Source organism: Luethyella okanaganae (genome assembly GCF_042660285.1).
GTDB classification, from domain to species: Bacteria; Actinomycetota; Actinomycetes; order Actinomycetales; family Microbacteriaceae; genus Luethyella; species Luethyella okanaganae.
On sequence record NZ_JBHSTP010000001.1, the window covers coordinates 1,298,994 to 1,325,985 of the forward strand.

Genomic DNA, 26,992 nt, shown 5'->3' on the forward strand with positions numbered 1-26,992 from the left:
CACCGGTAATTGCGACGAGACCGTCTCGATAGCATCGATCCATGACGTCTCCCACGCTTTCGGTTTCCACCTCGCCCGCTATCGACTCCGACGCCGATGTCGTGGTCGTCGGCGCGCTCAGCACGGATGGGGATGTCACCCTTCACGCCGACGCGGCCTACTCCGAGCTCGGCGGGCAGCTCGCCGCGTTCGGCGTGACCGGCGCGCGCGACCAACTCGTCCGCATCCCGGCTGTGATCGGACGGGCGAAGAGCATTGCGATCGTCGGCCTCGGGCCGGAGGCGTCGGCGGAGGCACTCCGCTATGCCGCCGGGACTGCGGTCCGTCGACTGACCGGCGTCGACACCGTCGCGATCGCCCTCCCGCTCACCGGGGCCGAACAGGCGGCGGCCGTGCTCGAGGGTGCGGCGATCGGCGGATACGCCTTCACCGAGTACCGTCACACGACGAAAGAGAAGACCAAGATCCCGGCCGGCGCCGTCACAGTGCACTCCGCCTCCGAGGTCGAGCGGCCAATCATCGACCGCGCCGTCGCCGTCGCCGAGGCGATCGGCCTCGTCAAGGACCTCGTCAACACACCGCCGTCGGATCTGTTTCCGGCGAGCTTCGCCGACAGGGCGGTTGCGGTCGCAGCCGATCTGCCCCTCGAGATACGCATCTGGGACGAAGAGCAACTCGCAGCCGGCGCATTCGGCGGGATCCTCGGTGTCGGCCAGGGATCGTCGCGCCCGCCGCGCCTCGTCAAGGTGAGCTATTCCCCCGCCGACGCCTCGAAGCACCTCGCTCTCGTCGGCAAGGGAATCACCTTCGACTCCGGCGGACTATCGCTCAAGCCTCCCGCATCGATGGTCGGTATGAAGTACGACATGACCGGGGCGGCCACCGTGCTCGCCGTCGCGCTCGCGGCTGCCCGGCTCGCCCTTCCCGTGCGGGTGACGGCCTGGCTGTGTCTCGCCGAGAATATGCCGTCGGGGACGGCGATCCGCCCGAACGACGTGTTGCGCATCCGCGGCGGCCAGACCGTCGAGGTGCTCAACACCGACGCGGAGGGTCGTCTCGTCCTCGCCGACGGGCTCGTCGCGGCGAGCGAGGAGCATCCGGACGCGATCGTCGATGTCGCGACGTTGACCGGAGCTGCGGTCGTGGCCCTCGGCAACCGGTATACCGGGGTCATGGGCGACGACGAGCTCGTCGCCCAGGTCCTCGAGAGCGCGAAGGCCGTCGACGAGAGCTTCTGGGCCATGCCGCTGCCCGGCGAGCTGCGTGCGACGATCGACTCGGATGTCGCGGACATCGCCAATGCCAAGATCGGGAGCTCCGCGGGCGGGATGCTCCTGGCCGGGGTGTTCCTGCGCGAGTTCGTCGGCACGCGGCAGGATGACGAGACTCCGATCCCCTGGGCCCACCTCGACATCGCAGGCCCCTCCAACAACGAGGGTTCTGCATTCGGGTTCACGGGCGCAGGACCGACCGGGGTATCCGTTCGCGCCCTCATCCGTTTGGCCGAGGAGTACGGCCGCCCGTAGTACAGTCGTATGGGCAAGAATGACTTGCCTTAGTCGCCTGCCCACGTGTCACGATCACGCGGCGCAGACCAGGTCACGGATCCTGATGCACGAGGGAGTAACTGGGTGTCGGAACAGAATTTTGACATTGTCGTTCTCGGTGGCGGAAGCGGTGGGTATGCAGCGGCGCTGCGTGCCGTCCAGCTCGGCCTCACCGTCGGCCTGATCGAGAAGGGCAAGGTCGGCGGCACCTGTCTGCATCGCGGTTGCATCCCGACGAAGGCGCTGCTCCACTCGGCTGAGGTCGCCGACTACGCCCGTGAGTCCTCGAAGTTCGGCGTCAACACGACCTTCGACGGCATCGACGTCGCAGCGGTGACCGCCTACCGCGAGGGCATCGTCTCGAGCAAGTGGAAGGGACTCCAGGGGCTCATCAAGGCACGCGGCATCACGACGATCGAGGGCGAGGGGCGTCTCACCTCACCGACCACCGTGCAGGTCGGCGAGGATTCCATCGTCGGCAAGCATGTGATCCTGGCGACCGGGTCCTATTCGCGCTCGCTTCCGGGTCTCGAGATCGGCGGTCGCGTCATCACGAGCGAACAGGCCCTCGAACTCGACTTCGTCCCGAAGAAGGTCGCCGTCCTCGGCGGCGGAGTCATCGGGGTCGAGTTCGCGAGCGTCTGGAAGTCGTTCGGAGCCGATGTCACGATCGTCGAGGCTCTCCCGCACCTCGTTCCGAACGAGGAGGAGTCGGTGAGCAAGCAGCTCGAGCGCGCGTTCCGCAAGCGCGGCATCGACTTCAAGCTCGGAGTGCGTTTCCAGGGCGTGACCCAGGACGACTCGGGAGTCGTCCTCACCCTCGAGAACGGCGAGACCGTCGAGGCCGAGCTCCTGCTCGTCGCTGTCGGCCGTGGCGCGGCGACCGCCGGCCTGGGATTCGAAGAGGTCGGCGTCGCCATGGATCGCGGCTTCGTCCTCACGAACGAACGGCTTGCCACCAACGTCCCCGGCGTTTACGCCGTCGGCGACATCGTCCCAGGTCTCCAGCTGGCCCACCGTGGTTTCCAGCAAGGCATCTTCGTCGCCGAGGAGATCGCCGGTCTCAACCCGATCGTCGTCGACGACGTCAACATCCCCAAGGTCACCTACTGCGACCCGGAGGTCGCGTCGGTCGGGTACACGGAGGCCAAGGCGGTCGAGAAGTTCGGCGCGCAGGTGTCGAGCTACGAGTACAACCTGGGAGGCAACGGCAAGAGCGCCATCATCGGAACGAGCGGATCCATCAAGGTCGTCCGCGTCAACGACGGTCCCGTTGTCGGCGTCCACATGATCGGCGCCCGTGTCGGCGAGCTCATCGGCGAAGCCCAACTCGCGGTGAACTGGGAAGCGTATCCGGAGGACATCGCTCCCCTCATTCACGCGCACCCAACGCAGAACGAGGCGATGGGTGAGGCGTTCCTCATGCTCGCAGGGAAGCCGCTGCACGCGCTTTAGCCTGGCAACGCCTCTACACCGCAATAAGCTACTAGCGAATACCGCTTTTGAAGGAGACAAGCGCATGAGCGAATCCGTCAGCCTGCCGGCACTCGGCGAGAGTGTCACAGAGGGCACGGTCACCCGCTGGCTCAAGAACGTGGGCGACCGCGTCGAAGTCGACGAGCCGCTGCTGGAGGTCTCGACCGACAAGGTCGACACTGAGATCCCATCGCCCATCGCAGGCGTCGTCGAGGCGATCCTCGTTCAGGAGGATGAGACCGTCGAGGTCGGCACAGCGCTCGTGACCATCGGTGACGGCTCAGACGCGGTGGGCGCTCCGGCAGCCCCCGCCGCCGAAGCGGCCCCGGTTGCGGCTGCGGAGCCCGTCGTTGCGCCCGAACTGGTCGCCACGGTGCCCGTCGTCGTCGCGCCGCCAGCCCCCATGGCGGCTCCTCCGGCCGCCACCACCGAGCCGGCCGTCACTACCGAGCCGGCTGTCACTACCGAGCCGGCCGCCGCTACCGAGCCGATCGCCGCTACCGAGCCGATCGCCGTACTGCAGCCGATCGCAACTCCTGTTATCGAGCCGGAGCCCGTCGCCACCGTCGCGGCCGAGCCCTCTCCGGCCCAGACTGAGGCGGCCGCCCACACCCCGGGCGCGCACGCCGGAACGGGTGGTTACGTCACCCCGATCGTCCGCAAGCTCGCGAACGAACAGGGTGTCGATCTCTCAACCCTCACCGGCACCGGCGTCGGTGGGCGCATCCGCAAGCAGGATGTGCTCTCGGCCCAGGTTCCGACGGCGACCGCCGAACAGACGGCGCCGACGGCGCATGTGATCGAGGTCTCGCCGCTGCGCGGTACGATCCAGCCGATGTCGCGTCTGCGCAAGGTCGTCGCCGAGAGGGCCGTGGTGTCCATGCAGTCCACGGCGCAACTCACGACAGTCGTGGAGGTCGACGTCACCCGTGTTGCCATGCTCCGCGACAGGGTCAAGGGCGAGTTCCTCGCCAAGACCGGCAACAAGCTCTCCTTCCTGCCGTTCTTCGCCCTTGCCGCCGTTGAGGCGCTCAAGGCCTACCCGATCATCAACGCGACCGTCGAGGGGGATTCCATCGTCTACCCGGACCACGAGAACCTGAGCATCGCTGTCGACACGGAGCGTGGACTGCTCACACCGGTCGTGCACAACGCGAGCTCGCTCGACCTTGCGGGTCTTGCGGCGCAGATCGCCGACCTCGCCGCCCGCACGCGTGACAACAAGCTCAAGCCCGATGAGCTCGCAGGGGGGACATTCACCTTGACCAACACCGGTTCGCGTGGCGCCCTGTTCGACACTCCGCTCGTCTTCTTGCCGCAGGTGGCCATTCTCGGCACGGGAACCGTATCGAAGAAGCCCGTCGTCGTGACCGACAACGGCATCGACGCGATCTCGATCCGTTCGACCGTGTACCTCGCACTCTCCTACGACCATCGCATCGTCGACGGCGCGGACGCGGCCCGCTTTCTCACGACCGTCAAGGTCCGTCTCGAGAGCGGTGCGTTCGAGGGCGACCTCGGCATCTAGCCGCCACCTCGCCATCGGACTCCCTCCGTTCACGGACCGAAGATCTCACGAAGACGCCAACCGGCCTCACCCTTGATCATCAAGAGTGGGGCCGGTTCATCGTTGGCCCCGGAAACGCTCTGGCCTTGCCTGGTCGCTGCCACGAGGGCGGCGTTGCCGTTCCTCTCGACGACCGTCGCCTCTGACAATCCGATCGTCTCGGGCACGGCGTGGGTGTCGTTCTGCTGTGCGCGTCGAATCGCGGCCGAGTCGGCCGCCGCGAGCGGGGAACCGCTTTCAACGGCATCGTCGAGGCAGATCACCGACGACGAGGCAAAACATTCCACCCGACGTTCCACGAGGGCAGTCGCAGCCGCTATCGGATCGTCGGCGTTCACAGCGATCGAATAGTCGGCACGACGCGGCGAGCCCGCGAGTCCCGTGTCGCGACCATCCTCTTCATCCTTTCCCCGACCGGTTCTCCCGTCCACGGCGTCCCGGGCGTCACCGGGAGGGATGAATGTCAGAGCGACGACGATCATCGCGATCGAGAGGCACGCCGCGACGGCGAGCGGTCGGCGACGCCCATCGAAAAGCCGGCGTGCACGCGATACGAACGCCGCTACCGGACGTGCCTCGAGCACGGCCTCCATCGTGTTCACCATCTCGGAGGGCGCCGGGAACAGATTCAGGAATCCGCCACCGGATGGGTTCTTTCCTTCTTCGGCGGCGGTTTCGGAACCGGTCCCGCCGCTCTCGACGGACACCGGCCATCGCGCGGGTGCGATGACCCGAGCCGGCACGCCGGTATTCGGCGATCCAGCCGACCGAGATGTCAATCGCACGGCGAGCGGTCTGGCCATGGCGAATATGCGCCGCTCGAGATCCGCGGCGAACGGAAGAAAAGGCCGAGCGTTCAGCCGCTCCCGAATCCATGCGGAAAATTCCTCGCGGACGCCGCCGGATACGCTTGCCGGGTCTACAGCCTGCAACAGTTCGCTCACGAGCGTCGCCATCCGCTCGTAGTCCGCCCGGATGCTCGCCAGCCGTTCCGGGGCGGTCGACGGAGTACCCTGCGCAGGCAGACGGCGCAGACCGGCGAGGTCGTAGAGGAGCGGCCTGCCGCTCTCGTCGAAGCGGATGGCGGCCAGGCTGAGCGACCCGTGCGCGAATCCCGCATCGTGCAAGCGTCCGAGCGCAACGACGACCGTCGCCGCGATCGTGACGGCCTCGCCCGCGCGGATGCTGCCACGCTGCTGCACGAGATGCGCGAGGGACGGCCCGGACACTCTCTCCGTCACGAGGCACACCCTGCCGTCGGCGACCGAGACGACATCGTGGAGACGCGGAGCCACCCCCGTCGGAACAGCGCACATCGCCGCGACCTCGGTGTCTATAGAGTCCAGGTCGATCTCCGGCCGGAACACCGTGAGTTCGACGGATGTGCTCTCTCCTGCCTTTCCAGCGGCGTCGATCGCGAGCGCATACCCGAGATGGACGTCCGCACGATGCCCGGATCTGAGCCTGCGCACCACCCGATAGCCGGCGATCTCCGACAGCTCGGTCACACCGGTCACGCCGGTGCCCTCCCCAGCATCAGCCGATGTACCTCTCCGTCGTCGTCTCACCCGGCAATGATCCGTCACGGCCGCCGGTCGTGACGCCGTTCCCGCCCAAAAGTGGAGAGACGCTCCAGCGCGCCATCTGTGCAGGAGAGGAACGGCCCGTAGACTGTCGGAATGCTCGACTTTGTCGTCGCGGGGCTAAGCGCCAACTCCGTGCCGTATAGCGAGGGCCTAGACCTTCAGCGCACCATCCATCGTGCCGTTGCCGCGGGCGAACGTCCCGACACCGTCATCTTCCTCGAGCACGAGTCGGTCTACACCGCCGGCAAACGCACAGAGCCCGACGAACGCCCCACTGACGGAACCCCCGTCATCGACGTCGACCGTGGCGGCAAGATCACCTGGCACGGTCCCGGTCAGCTCGTCGGATACCCCATCCTCCGCCTTGCGGAACCGATCGACGTCGTCGGATACGTGCGCAGGCTCGAGGGGATCCTCATCGATGTCCTCGCGGAGTTCGGTGTCACCGGTCACCGTGTCGACGGCCGTTCCGGGGTCTGGGTCGGAGCCGAGGGACTCGAAGAGAAGATCGCGGCGATCGGAATCCGGGTAGCCGAGGGCGTCACAATGCACGGCTTCGCGCTCAACTGCAGCAATTCCCTCGCCCCGTACAGCACGATCGTGGCGTGCGGCATTCGCGACGCCGGAGTGACCACCATGTCACACGTGCTCGGTCACCTCGTCCAGCCCGAGCAGCTCATCGCTCCCATCCAGGCGCGTTTCCTCGCCGAGCTGGCGGTGGCGGCATGAGCGCCGCCCCCGACGGCCGCCGGATGCTCCGTCTCGAGGTGCGCAACGCGCAGACTCCGATCGAGCGTAAACCCGAGTGGATCAAGACCAGGGCCAAGATGGGGCCCGAATACCGGCAGCTGCAGGAACTCGTCAAGAGCGAGGATCTGCACACCGTCTGCCAGGAAGCCGGTTGCCCCAACATCTTCGAGTGCTGGGAAGACCGGGAGGCGACGTTCCTCATCGGCGGCTCACAATGCACCCGTCGTTGCGACTTCTGTCAGATCGACACGGGCAAACCAGCCGACTACGACACCGACGAGCCTCGTCGTGTCGCCGAATCGGTGCTCCGCATGCAGCTGCGCTACGCGACCGTCACGGGCGTGGCGCGCGACGACCTCCCCGACGAAGGCTCCTGGCTGTACGCGGAGACGATTCGCGAGATCCATCGCCAGTCCCCCGGCACCGGCGTCGAGATCCTCGTGCCAGACTTCTCGGGCAATCCGACGCATCTCGGCGAGGTCTTCTCGGCCAAGCCGGAAGTTTTCGCACACAATGTCGAGACGGTTCCGCGCATCTTCAAGCGCATCCGCCCGGCGTTCCGTTACGACCGCTCACTTGACGTGATCACCCAGGGCCGCAATGCCGGACTCATCACGAAGTCGAACCTCATCCTCGGAATGGGTGAAGAGCGGGAGGAGGTCAGCCAGGCGCTGCGCGACCTGCACGACGCGGGTACCGACATCATCACCATCACCCAGTATCTGCGGCCGAGCCCACGTCATCTCCCGGTTGCACGCTGGGTGCGCCCCGAGGAGTTCGTGGAGCTCAAGGAAGAGGCGGAGGGCGTCGGCTTCCTCGGCGTGCTCGCGGGTCCGCTGGTGCGTTCCTCATACCGGGCCGGTAGGCTCTGGGCGCAATCGATGCGACACAAGGGCCTCGACATCCCGGAGCAGCTGCGTCACCTCGCCGACGCCTCCCTGGGCTTCGCGCAGGCGGTCTCCTAGCGGGGAGCGGTCATCCCGGCCCCGAACAACTCGGTATTCTAGAAACCATGGCACGCAGCACGGACAAGTCATCCGCCACCAAGGAACCAGGTCGCCTCAAGCAGATGTGGCAGGTCTTCCGGATGACCCGTCGCTACGATTCGAACGCCGTATGGTTCATGGCACTCGGCTTCCTGCTTCCGATCGCGGCGAGCATCGGGCTGGGTCTCTGGCTCGCCGGAGACAATGGGCTCACGCTCGCGCTGTGGATCATCGCGGGTGTTCTCGGTGGCGTCCTCATCGCCCTGATCATCCTCGGTCGCCGAGCCGAACGTGCCGCGTACTCGCAGATCGAAGGCCAGCCCGGTGCCGTCGGCGCCGTGCTGCGCAGTTCGTTGCGGCGTGGATGGGTGGGCAGCGAGATGCCGGTGAGCGTCAACGGCAAGACCCAGGATGCCATCTACCGTGCTGTCGGCCGCGGCGGCGTGGTGCTCATCAGCGAAGGACCCCTGAGCCGCACGGGCAGGATGCTCGAGGAGGAGAAGCGCAAGGTCGCTCGCGTGCTTCCCAACGTTCCCGTCACCCTCGTCTCGGTCGGCGATGACGACGATGCCGTCGCACTGCACAAGCTCGCCCGTCGTCTCACCCGCATCAAGCCGATGTTGACCAAGGCCGAGGTTCTCGCCGTGAACAACCGGCTCAGTTCGCTCGGCAACCAGCTGCCGATCCCGAAGGGCGTCGACCCCTTCAAGGCTCGCCCTCAGCGCGGTCGCTGAGAGGACGTCGTCCGCGACTTACCACCCGCCGCCCTCCGCGAGCTGATGAGCACCGTTCCCGCGACCTTGTCGTGGAAGCCGCGCTGGTCCGAATCCCATACGAGGGCGGGAACCACGATCACGAGAAGCATGGTGCGCACGAGCGGACGCCAGACGCCAACCCATCCCCCGGTCAGGGGAATCACCCGCAGTCCGACGATCCGGTGGCCGATGCTGCCGCCGATCGTCGGGATGAAGACGAGCTGCATGACGGCGAAGATGCCGAGCGTCGCCCAGGCGTCATAGTCGAAGAACGCGATGGATGGTACGAGGGCCGTGGCCCAGTCGATGGCTATGCCTCCGATCCGTCGTCCGGCGCGCCCGACGGATCCGAACCCTTCTTCGGGCAGCCCGAGACGTTCGCCGGGCCACCGGCTCGGGGCGAGCCGGCCGAAAGTCATCCGGTGTTGCTTGGCGGAAGGCATTGGATCCAGTTTATCGGCCGACACCCCGTGTAACATGCGTGAAACATAAGCGTCACCGCGGGGAAACTCCCCCGTCCTACCCTCAGTCATGGTTGCACGGCGCAGCCTTCCGGTTCCAGCCCTTGGAGTAGTCCTACATGTTCAGTGATTCGTCTGAAGTGCTCACATTCATCAAAGAGACCGACGTCAAGTTCCTTGACATCCGGTTCACCGATCTTCCGGGTGTGCAGCAGCACTTCAACATCCCGGCTTCGACGGTCGACGAGGAGTTCTTCACCGTCGGCCAGCTGTTCGACGGCTCCTCGATCCGCGGCTTCGCATCGATCCACGAGTCGGACATGCAGCTCATTCCGGACGTCTCGACCGCCTATGTCGACCCGTTCCGCACAGAGCGCACCCTCGTGATGCTCTTCGACATCTACAACCCCCGCAACGGTGAGATCTACGCCAAGGACCCGCGTCAGGTGGCCAAGAAGGCCGAGAAGTACCTAGCCTCCACCGGAATCGCCGACACCGCGTTCTTCGCGCCAGAAGCCGAGTTCTACATCTTCGACGATGTGCGCTATGAGATCAACCAGCACCAGAGCTTCTACTCGGTCGACTCGAGCGAGGGCGCCTGGAACTCGGGTCGTGTCGAAGAGGGCGGAAACCTCGCCAACAAGACCCCGTACAAGGGCGGCTACTTCCCGGTCAGCCCCGTCGACCAGCACGCCGATCTGCGTGACGACATCTGCCTGAAACTCACGGATGCGGGGCTCGTCCTCGAGCGCAGCCACCACGAGGTCGGCACGGCCGGCCAGGGCGAGATCAACTACCGTTTCGACACGATGGTGCATGCCGCCGACGACATCCTCAAGTTCAAGTACATCGTCAAGAACACCGCGAACGAATGGGGCAAGACAGCCACGTTCATGCCCAAGCCGCTGTTCGGCGACAACGGCTCCGGCATGCACACCCACCAGTCGTTGTGGAGCGACGGCAAGCCGCTGTTCTACGACGAGGCCGGCTACGGCGGACTCTCGGACGTCGCCCGCTGGTACATCGGCGGTCTGCTCAAGCATGCTCCCGCCGTGCTCGCGTTCACGAACCCAACGGTGAACTCGTACCACCGCCTCGTCCCGGGCTTCGAGGCGCCTGTGAACCTCGTCTACTCGGCCGGCAACCGCTCGGCGTCGATCCGCATCCCGATCACGGGCACCAACCCGAAGGCGAAGCGCATCGAGTTCCGCGCTCCGGACGCCTCCGGCAACCCCTACCTCGCGTTCGCCGCTCAGCTCATGGCCGGCCTCGACGGGATCAAGAACCGCATCGAACCGCACGAGCCCGTAGACAAAGACCTCTACGAGCTTCCGCCGGAGGAAGCCAAGAACATCCCGCAGGTTCCCGCGTCACTCGACGCCGCGCTCGACGCGCTCGAAGCCGATCACGACTTCCTGCTCGCAGGCGGCGTGTTCACCCCGGAGCTCATCGAGACCTGGATCGATTACAAGCGCGAGAAGGAGATCAAGCCGCTCGCCCAGCGTCCGCACCCGTTCGAGTTCGAGCTGTACTACGGCGTGTAGCCGCCTCGGCACCCGGTCGTGGGCCGCGTCTCCTCCCGGAGGCGCGGCCCACGCTATTCACGCCAGAGGCCGCACTATCCGGTCGACGGCGCCGAACGCTCATCGACGCCATAGAACTCACGCTCGAAGACGGCCCTCGCTCGACGGGTCACACCGAGATAGTCCTCCTCGAGGCGGTTGGCCGAACCCGGCGGATAGCTCATGAGCCGCGCGACGCCCTCGAGCTGGGTGCGGTCGCTCGGCAGCAGGTCCGAGGTCTTGTTGGTCCACAGCGTCATTGCCGAGCGAGCGCGGGAGGCGAACAGCCACGCGGCCCGGAGCGTCGCCGCATCCGACTCCGCGACGAGCCCCGACTCCGTCGCAGCACGCAAGGCATCGAGCGTCGATGTCGTGCGGAGGGTTGGAACGGCCGCCCCGTGCTGCAATTGCAGCAGCTGCACGAACCACTCGACGTCGCTGAGGGAACCACGTCCGAGCTTGAGGTGCCGTTTCGGATCGGCCGCCTGAGGCAAACGTTCGTTCTCGACCCTGGCCTTGATGCGCTTGACCTCTCGCACTTCGTGAGGGGTGATGCTCCGCGGATAGCGCACGACGTCGGCCGCGGCCTCGAACTCCGCGAGCAGAGCGGGGTCACCTGCCACTCCACGCGCGCGCAGCAACGCCTGCGCCTCCCAGGTCAGAGACCAGCGGGCGTAGTAGGCCTTGTAGGAGTCGAGCGAGCGGGCGACGGCCCCGTTCTTGCCCTCTGGGCGCAGACCGATGTCGAGATCGAGCGGAAGCCGACGGTCCTCGGTCAGCCTGTTCAGTTCGGCCACGATGTGCTGCGCGCGGTACTGCGCCTGCTCCGGCTCGAGACCAACCGCGCGGTAGACGTACATGACGTCGGCGTCCGAGCCGAAGCCGAGCTCCTGTCCGCCGAAACGACCCATGCCGACGACGCCGAAAACGATGCCGCCGCCCTCACCGCCGCCCGAGGAGTCCTCGCCGAGTCGGATAGCGTCGAGCACGCCGTTCACATGGTTGGCGGTCACGTCGCTCAGTCCCTGACCGAGCTCCTCAACCGTGCACAGGTCGAGAATGGCAGAGAACGCCAAGCGCAGCACCTCACGACGACGCGCCGTGCGCAGAACGGTGGCTGCGGCATCCGGGGTATCGTGGCGGGCGAGCACGGCACGCGTCTCCTCCTGCAGAGCGGCGAGCGAGCGCGGACGGAGCTCGTCCTCGTCTTCGAGCCAGGCGACGGACTCTGGGATGCGTTCGAGCAGCTCCCCCACGAAACGCGAGCCAGACAGCACCCGCGTCAAGCGTTCGGCGGCGCCGGAGGAATCCCGGAGCATACGCAGGAACCAATAGGTCGCCCCGAGGTCGTCGCTCAACCGCCGGAAGGCGAGGAGCCCGTAGTCCGGATCCGCGCCATCGGCGAACCACTGCAACATCACCGGCAGGAGATGCCTTTGGATCGTCGCACGTCGGGAGACGCCCGCAGTGAGCGCGGCGATGTGCGCAAGCGCGCCACGCGGATCCCGGAAGCCGATGGCGGCGAGTCGCGCCTCCGCCTGAGCACTCGTGAGGTTGAGCCCTTCGGCAGACAGTGCGGCGACCGCGGAGAGGAGCGGCCGGTAGAACAACCGCTCGTGCAGGCCGCGCACCCGGTGCTTCGTCGCCGTCCAGAGCTCCGTGAGCTGCGCGGAACCCATAGCCAGGCCGGTGGCGCGCGCCAGCACACGACGAGCGTCGTCGTCGCGTGGCATGAGATGCGTACGGCGCAACCGCGCCAGTTGAAGCCGGTGTTCCATGAGGCGCAGAACACGGTAGTCCTGAGCGAACTCGGCGGCCTCGACGCGACCGATGTAACCGGCATCCGCCAGTGCGCTCAACGCGGCCAGTGTGCCGGCCTGCCGCACGGTCGGATCGCTCTGCCCATGCACGAGCTGCAGCAGTTGCACGGTGAACTCGATGTCACGCAGGCCGCCGGGGCCGAGCTTGAGCTGCACCTCGACCTCGGCGTCGGGGATGTTGTCGGTCACGCGTTCCCGCATACGTTGCACCGACTCGACGAAGTTCTCCCGGGAGGCGCTGCTCCACACCTTCGGTGCGACGGCAGCGACATAGCGCTCGCCCAGACCAGGATCCCCGGCGAGCGGACGCGCCTTGAGCAGAGCCTGGAACTCCCAGCTCTTCGCCCAGCGCTCGTAGTAGGCGAGGTGGGAGTCGAGGGTGCGCACGAGCGCACCGTCCTTGCCCTCCGGCCGCAGATTCGGGTCGACCTCCCAGAGCGGCGGCTCGATCGCGGCCTGATCGATGCCGCGCATGGCGAGCACGGCGATACGCGTCGCGATCTCCACTGCGCGCCCGCTGTCGAGCCCGTAGTCGGCATCGGCTTCGGCCACGAAGATCACGTCGACATCGCTCACGTAGTTGAGCTCGGAGGCACCCGCCTTGCCCATGCCGATGACGGTGAGCCGAGTCGCGTCGACCTCCGCGGCGGGAAAGAGGCCTGCCGTCGGCGCTCCTGACGCGCTGATGGAACGCCGGGCGACCCGGATGGACGACTCCAGGGCGGCCCCGGCCAAGTCGGCAAGACAGGCGGCGACGGCGTCGACACCGGCGACCGGATCGTCCTGCTCGAGGTCGTAGGCCGCGATCCGGGCGAGCCACCAGCGGTAGCGCACCCGCAACCGCTGCCAGGCGGCCTCGTCTCCGCCCGCCTCACCGTGTGGCCCGTCCGCCGCGACCACGACCAGGTCCTCCACGAGATACGCCGCGGTGGGGAGAGCCACGAGCGGCTGCGCGATGGCGTCGAGCTGGTCGGAACGCCGGGTGAAGAACTCTGCAAGACCGCGTGAGGCGCCGAGAACGGTGACAAGACGCGCGGACACCGCGGGGTCCGCGAGAAGCGGCCGAACCTGCCCGGGTGCTGAGCGCAGCAGGCTGGTGAGGATATCGAGTGCGAAGTCGGCATCCGCAGCACGTGCGAAGGCGGGGAGCAGGACACGTGCCGGCTCCCCCGAGAGCGACGCCAGTTCACGCAGAAGTTCAGCCGCACGGCCGAACTCCGTGAAACCCGTTCTGGCGAGCTCGGTCAGACTGAACTGCTCGTCGCTCATCACGGTGGATAACGGTCGCTACAAGATTTCGAGGTTGTTGCGTAACTCGAACGGAGTCACCTGCGTACGGTACTCGCGCCATTCCTTGCGCTTGTTCATGAGCACATAATTGAAGACCTGCTCGCCGAGCGTCTCGGCGACGAGCTCGGACTCTTCCAAATACTGGATCGCATGGTCGAGACTCGCCGGAAGCTGGTGGTAGCCGAGCGCCCGACGCTCGGTGTCGCTCAGGCTCCACACGTTGTCCTCGGCCTCCTCGGGGAGCTCGTAACCCTCCTCGATGCCCTTCAGTCCTGCCGCGAGCATGAGCGAGTAGGAAAGATACGGGTTGGCCGCGGAGTCGATCGCACGGTACTCGATGCGCGCGCTCTGACCCTTGTTCGGCTTGTACAGCGGAACTCGGATGAGGGCCGACCGGTTGTTGTGCCCCCAGCAGACGATACTCGGCGCCTCGTCTCCGCCCCACAATCGCTTGTAGGAGTTGACGAATTGGTTCGTGACTGCGGTGATCTCGGGGGCGTGCTTGAGCAGCCCGGCGATGAACTGTCGCCCGACCTTCGAGAGCTGGTACTGTGCACCGGCCTCGAAGAAGGCGTTCGCGTCGCCCTCGAAGAGCGACATATGCGTGTGCATGCCCGAGCCGGGATGATCGGAGAACGGTTTCGGCATGAACGTCGCGTAGACACCCTGCTCGATAGCGACCTCTTTGATGACGGTGCGAAAGGTCATGATGTTGTCGGCCGTCGTCAGCGCGTCGGCGTAACGGAGGTCGATCTCGTTCTGACCTGGACCCGCCTCGTGATGGCTGAACTCGACGGAGATCCCGAGGTCTTCGAGCATCCGTACGGAACGACGACGGAAATCATGGGCAGTGCCTCCTGGAACATTGTCGAAGTAGCCGGCCGAGTCGACGGGCTCCGGCCCGTTCTCGCCGTACTTCGACGACTTGAGGAGGTAGAACTCGATCTCCGGGTGCGTGTAGAAGGTGAATCCGCGATCGGCCGCCTTCTCGAGCGTGCGCTTCAGAACGTTGCGGGGGTCCGCAACGGCGGGCTGACCGTCTGGCGTCGTGATGTCGCAGAACATGCGCGCCGTTGGGTCGACATCGCCGCGCCATGGCAGCGTCTGGAATGTCGTGGGGTCGGGATGTGCGAGCAGATCCGACTCGAAGGTGCGGGTAAGTCCCTCGATCGCCGAGCCGTCGAAACCGAGCCCTTCGGTGAAGGCCCCCTCGACCTCGGCCGGGGCGATGGCAACCGATTTGAGGGTGCCGACGACATCGGTGAACCAGAGCCGAATGAATTTGATCCCTCGCTCCTCGATGGTACGAAGAACGAAGTCGCGCTGCTTGTCCATTCACGCCCTTTCTCGCTGCCTTCTAGGGTAGTGGGTGCCTCCTCGCCGTGGGGCACTGTGAGCCGGCCGGTTTCGACAAGCTCAACCAATGGGGGCGCCAGTTCCCAGCCGCAGGGCCGAACAGCACGCCGCATAGACTGGTCGCATGCCAGAGCAGCCCGCGGAAGAAGTCAACCCCTACGGCGGAGGGGTGCAGGGCGGTCCGAAACGGGTGCGAACCCGTCACTTCCAGAACGCGAAGGAACAGGGCATCTCCATCACCGGGCTGACCAGCTATGACCAGTTGACGGCGCGGATCTTCGATCAGGCCGGAATCGACTTCCTGCTCGTCGGCGATTCGGCGGGCAACAACGTCCTCGGCTACGACACGACCCTGCCGGTCACGGTCGACCAGCTCATCCCGCTCACCCGTGCGGTCGCGCAGGCCGTGACGCGCGCCCTCGTCGTCGCCGACATGCCGTTCGGGTCTTACGAGGTCGGGCCAGAGGACGCCCTCCACACGGCCATCCGCTTCATGAAGGAAACCGGCGCGCACGCGGTCAAGCTCGAGGGCGGAATGCGCAGCCACAAGCAGATCAAACGGATCGTGCAGGCCGGCATTCCGGTCATGGCCCACATCGGCTTCACTCCGCAGAGCGAACACGGCCTCGGCGGCCACATCATCCAGGGGCGCGGGGCCGGTGCAGAGCAGTTGCTCGAGGACGCCCACGCGGTTCAGGATGCCGGCGCCTTCGCCGTCGTGCTGGAGATGGTTCCCGCGGCGATCGCCGCGAAGGTCACCGAACAACTCTCGATTCCCACGATCGGCGTCGGCGCAGGCCCCGACGTCGACGGTCAGTTGCTCGTCTGGACGGATTTCGCCGGCATGAGCGACGGCCGCGTGCCGAAGTTCGTACGGCAGTACGCGAACGTACGGTCGGTATTGTTCGAGGCCGTCACCCAGTACCGCCAGGACGTCGCCTCGGGCGCCTACCCCGCCCCGGAGCACAGCTACGAGTAGCCGCGACGGGTACGTCAGCCCAGCTCAGCCTCTCGTCCGCGCCGGTTGAGCGTGCCTCCACCGGTCGAGCCCGACCTGGCTAGCGATCCTCTGCGGCCTCTTCCTCGGCCCACTTCGCACTGTTCGCGCGCAGTTTTTCCCAGGCGTGTTCCGCCTCATGGCGCGTTGCGAACGGCCCGACACGGTCGACGGAGGGCGACTCGTAGCCCTGTTCGACCTTGCCGGTCTTCAGGTTGTACCAGAACTGGTGATCGACATCCTCGGCCATAAGCTTGATCCTATGCCCAAGAATTCCGCCGGTCACCTGATCCAGGGGCGGATTTCGCCCTTCCGCACCGTCCCCACCGACATCCGCCGCCCAGAGTATGTCGGCAAGGCGACCCCCGCCCGGTATACAGGATCGGATGTCTACAGTTCCGAGGCGATCGAGTTCATCCGCGAGTCCGGCCGGATCGCCGCCGACGCGATCGAGGAGGCCGCCGACCACATCCGCGCGGGCGTCACGACCGAGCAGCTCGACGCCATCGTGCACGAGTACGTCGTCGAACACGGCGCCTATCCGTCCACCCTCGGCTACCGGGGCTACCCGAAGTCGAGCTGCACCTCGGTCAACGAAGTCGTCTGCCACGGCATTCCGGACGAAACCGTGCTCGAGGACGGCGACATCGTGAACGTCGACGTCACGGTGTACAAGAACGGTTTCCACGGCGACACCAATCGGACTTTCATCGTCGGCACCGCCGACCCGGAGGTCGCCCTACTCGTGGAGCGCACCCGTGAAGCCCTCAATCGCGGCATCAAGGCGGTCGCACCGGGCCGCGAGCTCAACGTGATCGGACGAGCCATCGAATCCTACGCACGCCGGTTCGGCTACGGGGTCGTGCGCGACTTCACAGGCCACGGCGTCGGCGCTGCCTTCCATTCCGGCCTCATCATCCCCCACTACGACTCGGCACCAGAATTCGACACCGTCATGGAGGCCGGCATGGTGTTCACGATCGAACCGATGCTCACGCTCGGCACGCACGAGTGGGATCTCTGGGCCGACGACTGGACGGTCACGACGAAAGACAAGAGCATGACCGCGCAGTTCGAACACACGCTCGTCGTCACGGAGCGCGGTGCAGAGGTGCTCACGGTATCGTCGCGTGGATCCCGGTAGGGTGCTGAACATGGGTTCGGCTCAACATGCAATCGGAATCGACATCGGTGGCACAGGGATCAAGGGCGGCATCGTCGACCTCACGAGGGGCGAGCTCGTCTCTGATCGGGTCAAACTCGCCACCCCCGAGGGCGGTCGACCGCGAGACGTCGTCGAGACAACGCGCGAGATCCTCACGACATTGCGCAAAGACCAAGGCACGCTTCCCATCGGCATCTGCTTTCCGGCCGTCGTGAAGAACGGCTACACACTCTCGGCCGCGAACATCTCCGAGAAGTGGATCGGCCTCGCCGCGGAACAACTGTTCGAAGAGCACCTCTCCACCCCGATCCATTTCGTCAACGATGCGGATGCGGCAGGCTACGCCGAGACGCGCTTCGGCGCAGCCAAGGGTGTGCCGGGGGTCGTGATCCTCACGACGCTCGGCACCGGGATCGGTTCGGCGCTCATCCACGACGGCGTGCTGGTGCCGAACACCGAGCTCGGACACCTTCAACTCGACGGGCACGACGCCGAGTCACAGGCAGCCTATTCGGCGATGGAGCGCGAGAACCTCAGCTGGGAGAAATGGGCCGCTCGCCTGCAGCGATACTACGATCACCTCGAGGTGCTGTTCTCCCCCGACCTCTTCATCGTCGGCGGCGGGGTATCCAAGAAGCAAGAGGATTTCATTCCCCTGCTGGAGCTCCGCACGCCGATCGTGCCTGCCGTGCATAGGAACAATGCCGGGATCCTTGGTGCCGCGGCCTTGGCCGTGACCTTCCCCGGTTGAGTCCCGCCTCATCTGCGTTCACGGCCCGCAGACCTCGGCGACACCGAAGACCCGACGGGGACCGGACTCGGACTCGCACCGTCGAAGGGGTAGGTCGAAGAGATGGATGGCACACTGGAACCCGAGAGCATTCCGGTGGGAGGACTGACGATGGTCATCTCCCTCTCTGTGGCCGCACGCACGATCACAAGCCGAGGGGGCGCGGAGTGAAGATCCTGATCGCCGCCGACGATCCGCAGATCCAGCGGACGCTCCAGACCACACTGGCCGCCCAGGGCTACGAGGTGTTCGTCGCGCACGACGGCAAGCAGGCGATCGGCGATGCGGTGGCACATCACCCCGACCTCATCGTGCTCGATCTCGGGACGCCGCAGCTGACGGGCATCGAAGTCATCGAGACCGTGCGTGGCTGGAGCACCGTCCCGATCCTCGTCGTCTCGGGCCGGAGCGACTCCGCCGACAAGGTGGATGCACTCGATGCGGGAGCAGACGACTACATGACGAAACCGTTCGCGGTAGACGAATTGCTCGCGCGCATCCGAGCGCTCACGCGGCGCTCCCCCGTCGCGACCGACGAGCCGGTCGTGCGCTTCGGCACTGTGACGGTCGACCTCGCGGCCCGCCAGGTTATGCGCAAGGAGGGCGCGAACGGCGGTGAGATCGTGCGCCTGACCCCGACTGAGTGGCAGGTGCTCGAGGTGCTCATGCGCCATCCTCGCCGTCTCGTGACGCGCCAAGCCCTGCTCGCCGAGGTATGGGGGCCCCAATACACGAGCGACACGGGCTATCTGAGGCTCTACCTGTCGCAGCTACGCAAGAAGCTCGAGCCGGAGCCGTCTCATCCGCGCTACCTCATGACCGAGTCCGGAATGGGCTACCGTTTCGTTCCGGACGAGGCTTAGTTTCGCGGCGTCGGCCTGAGGGCGAATGGGCCGGCTGATACGCCGGGTTCTGTCCCCACGACATCCGGGGATGCCGTGCTGGACGGCCATCTATCTCGGGACTGCGTTGCCGCAGCCCTCTAGCGGTCTACCCGGGAACTCGGCGAGCAGCCTCAACGTTCCCTGTCTGACCTTGCTCCGGGCGAGGTTTACCGAGCCGACCGGGTCACCCCGGCCTCTGGTGGTCTCTTACACCGCCGTTTCACCCTTACCGCCGGCCGAAGCCGGAGGCGGTCTGCTTTCTGTGGCACTGTCTCGCGGGTTGCCCCGGGTGGGTGTTGCCCACCGCCCTGCTCTGTGGAGCCCGGACGTTCCTCGGCGCCTGTCTCCAGGCGACGCGACCGTCTTGCCGACCCATTCGCGATGTCCAGCTTACAGTCCGAAGCTCGTTCCGAGGTCCATCGAGCGATTCGCGACGGCGTCCGCCCGCGAGTTCTGCGCACGCGGCACCCATTCGAAAGTGACCTTCTTCGCTCCGATGAGCTGCCGCGCTTCGGCAGCGAGCGCTTGCATGTCTGGGTGTTTGATCTTCCACCTTCCCGACATCTGCTCGACCACGAGCTTCGAGTCCATGCGCACATGAACGGTGGCGTCTGGATCGAGTTCGAGTGCGCATCGAATGCCCTCGACCATGCCGCGGTACTCGGCGACGTTGTTCGTCGTCACCCCGAGGAAGACGCCGATCTCGGCGAGGATCTCGCCCGTGGTCGTATCGATCACGACGGACCCGCTCGCGGCCGGGCCCGGATTGCCACGCGAGCCTCCGTCTGCTTCGACGATGAAGGATCGCGCCACTAGATGCCCGACTCTTCCGTGCGCACGAGGATCCTGTCGCAGTCGGGGCAGAACAGTACCTCGTCGTCGCCGGCGATGCGCACGGACTCGAGATCGTTCCCCGTGAGAGTGATGTTGCAGCCGTTGCAGGTACGCGCGCGCAGCAGCGCGGCGCCGAGACCACCACCTGCGACACGGCGTTTTTCATAGAGCGCCTGCAGTTGCTCAGCCACCTCGGCGGCGACCGCCGTACGATCGCGTTCGAGCTCGATCCGCCGGGCCTGCAACTCGGCACGGTCGCGGTCACGCTCCTGCTGCGCGACGCCGATGTCGTCGGCGATGCGGTCACGCTCTTCGACGACGCCGGCAAGAACGGCCTCGCGCTCCTCGACGCGCTCCATGACGGCGAGCTCGATCTCCTCGAGGTCGTTCTGCCGTTTGTGCAGCGAGGTGAGTTCGGCCTCGAGCGCCTGCACATCCTTGACCGAGGAGGTGTGCTGCAAGCGATCGGCGTCGCGTGCGACCCGGGCCTCGACGACGGCGACGTCCGACTCCAGGCGGGTCAGCTCGATCCTGGCGTCCTCGAGTTCGCCGTGCGCTGCCGTGTGACGTCGTCGCACCCCGTCCAGTTGCGACGTCAGTGCCGCGATCGTGGCCTCCTGAGGAAGGTTCTTCATCTGGTGGTCGAGTTGCTGCATCCGGGTGTCGATGGCCTGCAGTCGTAGCAGTTCCTTCTGCTCCGCCGGGCTTGCCTTCACGTGTGTCTCCTCTGTTGAATCCTGCAAGTGCGGTGCGACCGCGATGACCGTCGTCGTGGCTATTGCACGATCACGAAGTCCCAGGGGTCGGTGCGAAGTTCGCTCACGGTGATGTCGGTCCCGGGCAACGCAGCACGCAATTGCTCGGCAGCCGTGTCGAGCCACAACCATTCGCTCGCCCAGTGTGACACGTCGATGAGTGCGGGGCCGCGACCGGAGAGCTTGGCCTGCTCACGCGCCTCGGACGCCGGATGGTGGCGCAGATCCGAAGTGATGTAGACATCGGAAGCCGTGACCGCGGGTTCGCCGAGGAGCGAGTCGCCCGCACCGCCGCAGAGCGAGACGGTTCGCACGAGAGCATCGTAGTCGCCGGAGACGCGCACACCCGGCGCGGTCGCCGGAAGGATCTCAGCGAGTGAACGAGCGAGCCGTCCGAGCGTCGTCGGCTCCCGCAGAGTCCCGAAGCGTCCGACGCCGACCGCGGGGTCCACTCCCGGGCGGATCGGTCGGGCATCCCGCAGGCCGATACGCCCGGCGAGCACATCCGACACTCCGTCGGACACGATGTCCGCGTTCGTATGGGCGGCAAGCAACGCGCAGCCCGCCCGGATCAGCCGGGCGAGGATGGCGCCCTTGTAGCGGTCCTCGGCGACACTCGTCACACCGCGCAGCAAGAGCGGATGATGCACCAGCAGCAGCTCGGCTTCGGCGGCGATCGCCTCGTCGACAGAGTCCGCAACGGCATCGACCGCGAGATGGATACGCCGGACGGGCGCACCCGGATCGCCGCTCACGAGGCCGGGGGCATCCCAGCTCTCGGCGCCTTCGAGAGGCCACAGTCCGTGGACGATGCGGCTGACGTCTGCGAGGGATGCTGGCACCGTTCCAGCCTACAGTCGAGGGGCGGTCGGCAAGCCGTCGACCGCTCCCTCCGCCGAGCGTCGCGGAAGCACGAGGAGCACGACCCCGAGAATCACGAGCGCCAGGCCGATCCAGCCGGGAGGACCGAGACGTTCGCCGACGACGATCACCGCGAGCATGGTCGCGACGAGCGGTTCGAGGAGGGTGATCGTGGTAGCCGTACTGCTGCGTACCCAGCGCAGACCGGCGCCGAAGAGCAGGTAGGCGACGAACATGGGACCGAGCGCGAGATACAGCGTGATCGCGGCGCTCTGCGACGACTGGGTCAACGGCTGACCGGTCGCCAGTAGCACGGGCAGGAGAAGGACCGCGCCGAAGCCGAAGAGGCTCCCCATCACACCATGTGGCTCGTGCCCGCGAGCGATCACACGCTCCGATGCATACGTGTACAGCGCGTAGCTGAAACCGGCGAGCAGCCCGAGCAGGATCCCGAGCGCGGGGGCCGCGTCACCGTCACCTGTTCCGTGACCGCCGAGCCCCAGGAGGACGACTCCTGCAACGGCCAGGGCGGTGCTCACCGCCCAGCGCGAGCCGATCGCCCGCCGATCGACGGCGTATTCGATGACGGCGGCGAAAACAGGCGCTGAACCGAGCGAGACGACGGTTCCCACCGCGACGCCGGCGAGATGCATCGAGCTGTAGAACGCGAGCGGATAGGCGAACACCCCGAGCGCGCCGGGGATGAGCCAGCGCAGCGCGACACGGTCGCGAAGCACCTGCGTCGCGTCGTGGACTGAGACGATGAAGAGCAGAACCCCACCGACCGTCATGGTCGCCGCTCCCGTCGCAAGCGGGCTCACCTCTGACGGCAGGAAGTGGGCGGCCGTCCCCGTCGTGCCCCAGAGCGCCGAGGCGAGCAGAAGCGGCAGCACACCTCGAAACCTCGGCTGCACTCGACCCCCCTGCGCGTTCGTGGGCGCTTCTCAAACCTTCCGGCGCCAAGCCTACAACCCTGATTCTCCGGGTTCTGCGGGCCGCTTCAGCCCGGGGTGAGCTCGGCCATCGCACTCCGGATCCACGGACAAGCGCTCGTGATTAGCGTACATTGTTCTATTAGCGTACATTGTTATCAAACGAGGAGGCCGGGATGACAGAAAGCCGCGTGACAGTGGAGGCGCCGACGACCCCGGCTCGTGCATTGGCCGGGTGGGCGGTGGTGGCGGTCGTGCTCATGGGCGATCTGCTCGATCTGCTCGACTCCTTGGTGACGACGATCGCGGGGCCGTCGATCGTACGCGATCTGGGCGGTGGCGACGAGTTCATCCAGTGGCTCGCCGCCGGGTACACGCTCGCGATGGCTGCCGGCCTTCTCATCGGCGCCCGGCTGGGCGACATGTTCGGCCGCAAGCGCATGTTCCTCGTCGGGATCGCCGGTTTCACCCTGGCCTCGCTCCTGGCAGCGACCGCGGCCTCTCCCGACATGCTCATCGGCGTGCGCATCGCGCAGGGACTGCTCGGCGCGATGATGGTCCCGCAGGCGCTGGGCCTGATCAAGGCGAGCTTTCCTCCGGACAAGGTGGGCGTCGCCTTCGGGCTGACCGGCCCGGTACTCGCGCTCGGTGGAGTCGGCGGCCCGATCGTCGCCGGCTGGCTCGTCGATGCAGACTACTTCGGCTGGGGGTGGCGGATGATCTTCGCCATCAACATTCCCATCGGCGTCGCCATCATCATCGCGGGGGCGATCATCCTGCCGCCTTCGACGCCGGACCGCCGAGTCGGGCTCGACATCGGGGGTGCACTGCTTGCCGCGCTGGGAATGGGCGCCGTCGTCTTCGGCTTGGTACACGGCCGGGAGTACTCGTGGCCATGGTGGATCATCGCGATCATCGGCGGAGGGTTTCTTGCCCTCATCGTGTTCGCCGTGACGCAGGCCGCCCGCGAGCGGGCGGGACGATCCACGTTGGTCACTCCGTCGCTGTTCGCCAAGCGTGCGTTCCTTGCCGGGCTCGGGGTCGGTGCGCTGTTCTTCGGTGCGATGCTCGGCTCCTCGCTGCTGTTCGCCCTGTTCTTCCAACTCGGGCTCGGCATGACCCCACTGCAGGCGGGGCTTGCGGCGGCTCCCCAGGCGGTCGGCATGATCGTCGGCTTCGTCCTCTCTCAGGTTCTCGGCCTCTCCCGCCGCACGATGTTCATCGGCTTCGCTACGGTCCTGGCCGGATTCCTGACCATCATCCTGCTCACCGCGGCTCTGAGCGGCAGTCTGAGCGCCTGGCCTCTGCTCGTTCCCCTCGGAGTGGTCGGAATCGGCATGGGCATGGCCATCGCCCCGTACTTCGACATCGTTCTGGCCGGCGTCGACGACCAGGAGGTGGGTTCTGCGTCCGGCAGCCTCACCGCGGTCCAGCAACTCGGCAACGCGGTCGGCGTCGCGACCCTCGGCACGGTCTACTTCACGGTGCTCGCTCACACCGTGGGAGACGAGGCGGGATACTCTCACGCACTCAGCACCGCCCTCGGCTGGTCAGCGGGGTTCGTGGTCGCCGCGGCGCTCATCACGACGCTCCTCCCCCGCAAGGGTCGCGAGAACGCAGAGCTCCAGCGTTGAAAGAAGAGAGAATGGAAGCCATGGCCACCACCGATCCGGGTTCCCCGGCGCTCACTCCGATCTGGGAGGTCGAGCCTCTACGCCCCCGCAACACGGCCCGGCTCGACCGGGTCCGAATCGTGACGGTCGCGATCGGCATCGCCGACACCGACGGGATGGACGCGGTCACCATCCGCCGCGTCGCCACCGATCTCGGTTCCGGTCCAATGTCGCTCTACCGGCATCTGCCCGGCGGTAAAGACGACCTGATCGACCTCATGCTCGATCGGGTCATCGGCGAGCACACCCTGGCCGGGATACCGAGCGGGAACTGGGCGGCTGACCTGACCGTATTGGGAGAGGAACGACGTGCCGCCGCGCTACGGCATCCGTGGTCGATCATCCCCGCCGCACGTCCAACACTCGGACCCAACGGCATGCGGCGGCTGGAGGTGGCTCTCTCGATCTTTGGAGAGGAAGGCCTGCCTGCAGAGCGCAGAGCCTGGGGCGTCGGCGTCCTGGACGCCTACGTCACCGGCGCCGTCGGCCAGGAACTCGCCCGGCACAACGAGCAGACCCGAACGGGCATGAGCGCAGAGGACTGGCAACGCGCAATCGAGCCATACATCTCACGTATGCTCGGCACAGGCGACTACCCTCACATTGCCGAGTACGTCTCCGACGCTCCCACGGTCGATCCGGCCGAACACTTCCGGGCCGGCCTGAGTGCGGTGACGACCGGAATCGTCCGCGGTCTCCGTTAGGCGACCAGATGCGCAAGGAGGCTACTCAGCAGATGGCCGCTGACGTTGCTTCTTGGTGGCCGATCGCTGTTGCTTTGCTGCGAGGCGCCGACGGTCTGAGCCGCGAGTGCGCTTAGTCGCTCGGCGGGGAGTCGCATCGGGAGCAAGACCGGCGGCAACGAGCACTGCCAGCTTTTCGAGCGCGATCTCGCGATTGCGCAGCTGGGAGCGTTGTTCGGAGGCCGCGACGGTGACCGCACCGTTCACGAGACGACGACCGAGACGAGTGAGCAACATCTGACGCTGGGCTTCAGAGAGCGCCAACGAGTCCGCGATATTCCACGAGAGCTCAACGCGACTCTCAGAGGTGTTCACATGCTGACCGCCGGGACCCGATGAACGTGAGAACCGCCAAGCGAGTTCGGTCGCTGGAATCATGAGTGTGGGTGCCACATCCAAGTCCATGCATCAAGCGTCGCACGATGTCACCCGGGGAGGCTTCAGCGAGAAATTGCAGCCGGATGTGGCTTTGGGTTGCTGGGATACCGATTCGCCCCGGCAGCTATGGGTCGGGAGAGCCTAGGCGGCTTGGGCTGTGAGCAGGCCGCGTTCGCCGAAGACCTTTTTGGCGATGAAGGTGGCGTTGAGGGCTTTGGGCATGCCGCAGTAGACCGCGGAGTGCAGGAGCGCTTCGACGATCTCGTCCGTGGTGAGTCCGACGTTGAGGGCAGCGTTGATGTGCACCTCGAGTTGGGGTTCGCAGCCGCCCAGAGCGGTCAGCATGCCGAGTGTGACCAGTTGGCGGTCGCGAGGGGCCAGACCTGGTCGCACGTAGATCTCCCCGAAGGCCCAGGCGACGACCTGATGCCCGAGCTCGGGCGAGATATCGGCCAGGGAGTCGATGACTTTCTGGCCGCCGGCGCCGTCGATCGCGGTCAGGGCTTCCATCCCGCGTTCGAAGGACTCCTCCCGAGAGTGACCCACAGTGCTTGCGGTATCGTCGATCATCGTCGTTCTGCTTTCTTCTCTGAGTTCAGCTGCTGTTCGTAGTGGGTGATCTTGTCGTTCAGGGCGAGTGCGTTCTGTTGAAGTGCGCTGATGTGGGTGGCAAGGACCCCGGCATGGTCGCGGAGCATGGCGATCCTGTCGGGAATGGTCGCATCTCCTACCGCCCGGAGCCGGGCGAAGCGTTTCATGTCAGCGATCGACATCCCGGTCTCTCGGAGCCGAAGCAAGAATTCCAGCCAGGCCAGGTCTGCGGAGGCATAGCGACGCTGGTTGCCGGTCGTGCGACCCACCCGCTCGATCAGGCCGGCCTTTTCGTAGTAGCGCAGAGTGTCGGCCGAGAGTTTGGTGAGCTGAGAGACCTCCGCGATCGTCAGGGTCGACTCCTGCTGGGTGAACGCGTCTTTCATTGCCATACCCTGAGCCTAAAACCTGGAGCGCACTCCACGTCAAGCCATGATGTGGCGGTGTGATCAGGCTCGCTACCGAGAGCGGTCCCGCATTCTCCCGAGATGCAGACGACCGAAGCCATCTGGCGAGCATCTCGACTGTCGCATCAGCAGCGACAACAATGCGGCACTTCGTCGACTCTTCGGCACACTCAGGGATCGACACGACCCTGCCCCCAGACCGTCGCTGCCATTTTCAGCAGAGCGGCCGACGGGCACGCGAGTGAAGCGCCTTCCAGGGTTCTCGAAGCGATCAGGTGGATACCTCAACCGCTCCCAGAACGAAGACTTCACTCAGTGGTGTCATCGAATCTCTCGCGGGCGAGGGCGATCTGCACCTGATGTTCCTCGGTCCAGTTGACGAGGGACTGGATGGTGCCGAGAAGAGTGCCTCCGAGCGTGGTGAGCCGATACTCGACCCGTGGGGGTATCTCGGGGTACATCTGTCGGTGGACCAGCCCGTCGCGTTCGAGGTTGCGGAGCGTCACGGTCAGCATCCGCTTGCTGATGCCGTCGATCTCGCGGCCGAGTTCACCGAACCGCATCGTCTTCTCTTCCAGGAGCGCGATCACCAGAAGCGACCATTTGTCCGCGATGCGGTCGAGGATCTGACGGACCCCGCAGTCCTCGCGCACGTCCCACTGGAACGCGTCGCGCCCGTCAGGGCAGCAAGCGGACGCCTGCTCAGTTACTTCTGGGTTACCGAGTGATGTCAAAGTGCCTTCTTGTGCCACCTCACCATGGTGACTGATCCTGGTCACGGTTACAAGTAGTGACTGAGATCTGTTGTGTTACCGAGGAGCATTCT

Annotated in this window: 27 protein-coding genes and 1 other RNA gene; 14 read left to right on the plus strand and 14 right to left on the minus strand. The window is 66.1% G+C overall.

Annotation, left to right across the window (positions count from 1 at the left end; all coding sequences use genetic code 11):
* Nucleotides 1-41 precede the first annotated feature (41 nt).
* The 3 genes from ACFQB0_RS06115 (at nt 42) to sucB (ending at nt 4,551) form a co-directional block, all read left to right on the plus strand.
* Nucleotides 42-1,526, plus strand: coding sequence for a leucyl aminopeptidase (locus ACFQB0_RS06115; protein WP_386728819.1), 1,485 nt, complete (start codon nt 42-44; stop codon nt 1,524-1,526).
* Between the two features lie 105 nt (nt 1,527-1,631).
* A complete protein-coding gene (lpdA, locus tag ACFQB0_RS06120; RefSeq protein ID WP_386728820.1) occupies nt 1,632-3,002 on the plus strand; it encodes a dihydrolipoyl dehydrogenase in 1,371 nt (456 codons plus the stop codon).
* Between the two features lie 64 nt (nt 3,003-3,066).
* Nucleotides 3,067-4,551, plus strand: coding sequence for a 2-oxoglutarate dehydrogenase, E2 component, dihydrolipoamide succinyltransferase (sucB, locus tag ACFQB0_RS06125; RefSeq protein WP_386728822.1), 1,485 nt, complete (start codon nt 3,067-3,069; stop codon nt 4,549-4,551).
* 29 nt (nt 4,552-4,580) lie between these two features.
* Here sucB and ACFQB0_RS06130 read toward each other — a convergent pair whose 3' ends face one another.
* Nucleotides 4,581-6,107 carry a hypothetical protein gene (locus tag ACFQB0_RS06130; RefSeq protein WP_386728825.1) on the minus strand — a complete coding sequence of 509 codons (1,527 nt, stop codon included), beginning with the start codon at nt 6,105-6,107 and terminating at the stop codon, nt 4,581-4,583.
* 162 nt (nt 6,108-6,269) lie between these two features.
* Between ACFQB0_RS06130 and lipB the strand changes: the two genes are divergently transcribed.
* Genes lipB through ACFQB0_RS06145 form a run of 3 tightly spaced genes read left to right on the plus strand, consistent with a single transcriptional unit; the run spans nt 6,270 to nt 8,646 of the window.
* The gene (gene lipB, locus ACFQB0_RS06135) at nt 6,270-6,905 is read left to right on the plus strand and encodes a lipoyl(octanoyl) transferase LipB (protein ID WP_386728826.1); all 636 of its coding nucleotides are present in this window, start codon (nt 6,270-6,272) and stop codon (nt 6,903-6,905) included.
* A complete protein-coding gene (gene lipA, locus ACFQB0_RS06140) occupies nt 6,902-7,891 on the plus strand; it encodes a lipoyl synthase (RefSeq protein ID WP_386728829.1) in 990 nt (329 codons plus the stop codon). Before lipB ends, lipA begins: the two co-directional genes overlap by 4 nt.
* 47 nt (nt 7,892-7,938) lie before the next feature.
* A complete protein-coding gene (locus ACFQB0_RS06145) occupies nt 7,939-8,646 on the plus strand; it encodes a DUF4191 domain-containing protein (RefSeq protein ID WP_386728831.1) in 708 nt (235 codons plus the stop codon).
* Here the strand turns inward: ACFQB0_RS06145 and ACFQB0_RS06150 are convergent.
* Nucleotides 8,631-9,110 carry an RDD family protein gene (locus ACFQB0_RS06150; RefSeq protein ID WP_386728833.1) on the minus strand — a complete coding sequence of 160 codons (480 nt, stop codon included), beginning with the start codon at nt 9,108-9,110 and terminating at the stop codon, nt 8,631-8,633. The two genes, ACFQB0_RS06145 and ACFQB0_RS06150, sit on opposite strands and share 16 nt — an antisense overlap.
* 137 nt (nt 9,111-9,247) lie before the next feature.
* Between ACFQB0_RS06150 and glnA (ACFQB0_RS06155) the strand changes: the two genes are divergently transcribed.
* Nucleotides 9,248-10,672: a type I glutamate--ammonia ligase gene (gene glnA, locus ACFQB0_RS06155; protein ID WP_386728836.1), complete on the plus strand. Its 1,425-nt coding sequence runs from the start codon at nt 9,248-9,250 to the stop codon at nt 10,670-10,672.
* Nucleotides 10,673-10,746: 74 nt separating this feature from the next.
* Here the strand turns inward: glnA (ACFQB0_RS06155) and ACFQB0_RS06160 are convergent, their stop codons facing one another.
* Together ACFQB0_RS06160 and glnA (ACFQB0_RS06165) are read right to left on the minus strand one after the other, a co-directional pair.
* Nucleotides 10,747-13,779 (minus strand): bifunctional [glutamine synthetase] adenylyltransferase/[glutamine synthetase]-adenylyl-L-tyrosine phosphorylase, encoded by a 3,033-nt coding sequence (locus tag ACFQB0_RS06160; RefSeq protein WP_386728837.1) that lies wholly within the window; start codon nt 13,777-13,779, stop codon nt 10,747-10,749.
* An 18-nt stretch (nt 13,780-13,797) separates the two neighbouring features.
* Nucleotides 13,798-15,135 (minus strand): type I glutamate--ammonia ligase, encoded by a 1,338-nt coding sequence (gene glnA / locus ACFQB0_RS06165; RefSeq protein ID WP_386728839.1) that lies wholly within the window; start codon nt 15,133-15,135, stop codon nt 13,798-13,800.
* Between the two features lie 145 nt (nt 15,136-15,280).
* On the opposite strand from glnA (ACFQB0_RS06165), the gene panB reads away from it, so the two are divergent.
* Complete coding sequence (gene panB, locus ACFQB0_RS06170) at nt 15,281-16,135, plus strand: 3-methyl-2-oxobutanoate hydroxymethyltransferase (protein WP_386728842.1); 855 nt, start codon at nt 15,281-15,283, stop codon at nt 16,133-16,135.
* 79 nt (nt 16,136-16,214) lie between these two features.
* Here panB and ACFQB0_RS06175 read toward each other — a convergent pair whose 3' ends face one another.
* A complete protein-coding gene (locus tag ACFQB0_RS06175; RefSeq protein WP_386728844.1) occupies nt 16,215-16,403 on the minus strand; it encodes an SPOR domain-containing protein in 189 nt (62 codons plus the stop codon).
* A 12-nt stretch (nt 16,404-16,415) separates the two neighbouring features.
* On the opposite strand from ACFQB0_RS06175, the gene map reads away from it, so the two are divergent.
* The 3 genes from map to ACFQB0_RS06190 all read left to right on the plus strand — a co-directional run bounded on the left by map (nt 16,416) and on the right by ACFQB0_RS06190 (nt 18,971).
* Entirely contained in the window at nt 16,416-17,297 is an 882-nt protein-coding gene (gene map, locus ACFQB0_RS06180; protein ID WP_386728846.1) for a type I methionyl aminopeptidase, read from the plus strand.
* Between the two features lie 10 nt (nt 17,298-17,307).
* Nucleotides 17,308-18,069 carry a polyphosphate--glucose phosphotransferase gene (ppgK, locus tag ACFQB0_RS06185; RefSeq protein WP_386728849.1) on the plus strand — a complete coding sequence of 254 codons (762 nt, stop codon included), beginning with the start codon at nt 17,308-17,310 and terminating at the stop codon, nt 18,067-18,069.
* 206 nt (nt 18,070-18,275) lie between these two features.
* Nucleotides 18,276-18,971 (plus strand): response regulator, encoded by a 696-nt coding sequence (locus ACFQB0_RS06190; RefSeq protein WP_386728852.1) that lies wholly within the window; start codon nt 18,276-18,278, stop codon nt 18,969-18,971.
* A 22-nt stretch (nt 18,972-18,993) separates the two neighbouring features.
* Here ACFQB0_RS06190 and rnpB read toward each other — a convergent pair.
* The 5 genes from rnpB to ACFQB0_RS06215 form a co-directional block, all read right to left on the minus strand.
* Nucleotides 18,994-19,367, minus strand: an RNA gene (gene rnpB / locus ACFQB0_RS06195) — RNase P RNA component class A.
* 15 nt (nt 19,368-19,382) lie between these two features.
* Nucleotides 19,383-19,805, minus strand: coding sequence for a reverse transcriptase-like protein (locus tag ACFQB0_RS06200; protein ID WP_386728854.1), 423 nt, complete (start codon nt 19,803-19,805; stop codon nt 19,383-19,385).
* Complete coding sequence (locus ACFQB0_RS06205; protein ID WP_386728857.1) at nt 19,805-20,542, minus strand: zinc ribbon domain-containing protein; 738 nt, start codon at nt 20,540-20,542, stop codon at nt 19,805-19,807. Before ACFQB0_RS06205 ends, ACFQB0_RS06200 begins: the two co-directional genes overlap by 1 nt.
* A 59-nt stretch (nt 20,543-20,601) precedes the next feature.
* Nucleotides 20,602-21,423, minus strand: coding sequence for a Nif3-like dinuclear metal center hexameric protein (locus ACFQB0_RS06210; RefSeq protein WP_386728859.1), 822 nt, complete (start codon nt 21,421-21,423; stop codon nt 20,602-20,604).
* Between the two features lie 9 nt (nt 21,424-21,432).
* On the minus strand, nt 21,433-22,335 hold the full coding sequence (locus ACFQB0_RS06215; protein WP_386728862.1) for a DMT family transporter: 903 nt from the start codon (nt 22,333-22,335) through the stop codon (nt 21,433-21,435).
* Nucleotides 22,336-22,550: 215 nt separating this feature from the next.
* Between ACFQB0_RS06215 and ACFQB0_RS06220 the strand changes: the two genes are divergently transcribed.
* Together ACFQB0_RS06220 and ACFQB0_RS06225 are read left to right on the plus strand one after the other, a co-directional pair.
* Nucleotides 22,551-24,008 carry an MFS transporter gene (locus ACFQB0_RS06220; RefSeq protein ID WP_386728864.1) on the plus strand — a complete coding sequence of 486 codons (1,458 nt, stop codon included), beginning with the start codon at nt 22,551-22,553 and terminating at the stop codon, nt 24,006-24,008.
* A 20-nt stretch (nt 24,009-24,028) separates the two neighbouring features.
* Nucleotides 24,029-24,751, plus strand: a complete 723-nt coding sequence (locus ACFQB0_RS06225) for a TetR/AcrR family transcriptional regulator (RefSeq protein WP_386728867.1) — start codon at nt 24,029-24,031, stop codon at nt 24,749-24,751.
* A 21-nt stretch (nt 24,752-24,772) separates the two neighbouring features.
* Here the strand turns inward: ACFQB0_RS06225 and arfB are convergent, their stop codons facing one another.
* The 3 genes from arfB to ACFQB0_RS06240 form a co-directional block, all read right to left on the minus strand.
* Entirely contained in the window at nt 24,773-25,195 is a 423-nt protein-coding gene (gene arfB / locus ACFQB0_RS06230) for an alternative ribosome rescue aminoacyl-tRNA hydrolase ArfB (RefSeq protein ID WP_386728869.1), read from the minus strand.
* A 114-nt stretch (nt 25,196-25,309) separates the two neighbouring features.
* Nucleotides 25,310-25,738, minus strand: coding sequence for a carboxymuconolactone decarboxylase family protein (locus tag ACFQB0_RS06235; RefSeq protein ID WP_386728871.1), 429 nt, complete (start codon nt 25,736-25,738; stop codon nt 25,310-25,312).
* Nucleotides 25,735-26,151 carry a MerR family transcriptional regulator gene (locus ACFQB0_RS06240; RefSeq protein ID WP_386728874.1) on the minus strand — a complete coding sequence of 139 codons (417 nt, stop codon included), beginning with the start codon at nt 26,149-26,151 and terminating at the stop codon, nt 25,735-25,737. Before ACFQB0_RS06240 ends, ACFQB0_RS06235 begins: the two co-directional genes overlap by 4 nt.
* Before the next feature lie 53 nt (nt 26,152-26,204).
* Here ACFQB0_RS06240 and ACFQB0_RS06245 point away from each other — a divergent pair, with 53 nt between their 5' ends.
* Nucleotides 26,205-26,411 carry an imine reductase family protein gene (locus ACFQB0_RS06245; protein WP_386728877.1) on the plus strand — a complete coding sequence of 69 codons (207 nt, stop codon included), beginning with the start codon at nt 26,205-26,207 and terminating at the stop codon, nt 26,409-26,411.
* 63 nt (nt 26,412-26,474) lie between these two features.
* Here ACFQB0_RS06245 and ACFQB0_RS06250 read toward each other — a convergent pair whose 3' ends face one another.
* A complete protein-coding gene (locus ACFQB0_RS06250) occupies nt 26,475-26,900 on the minus strand; it encodes a winged helix-turn-helix transcriptional regulator (RefSeq protein ID WP_386728880.1) in 426 nt (141 codons plus the stop codon).
* Nucleotides 26,901-26,992: the final 92 nt, after the last annotated feature.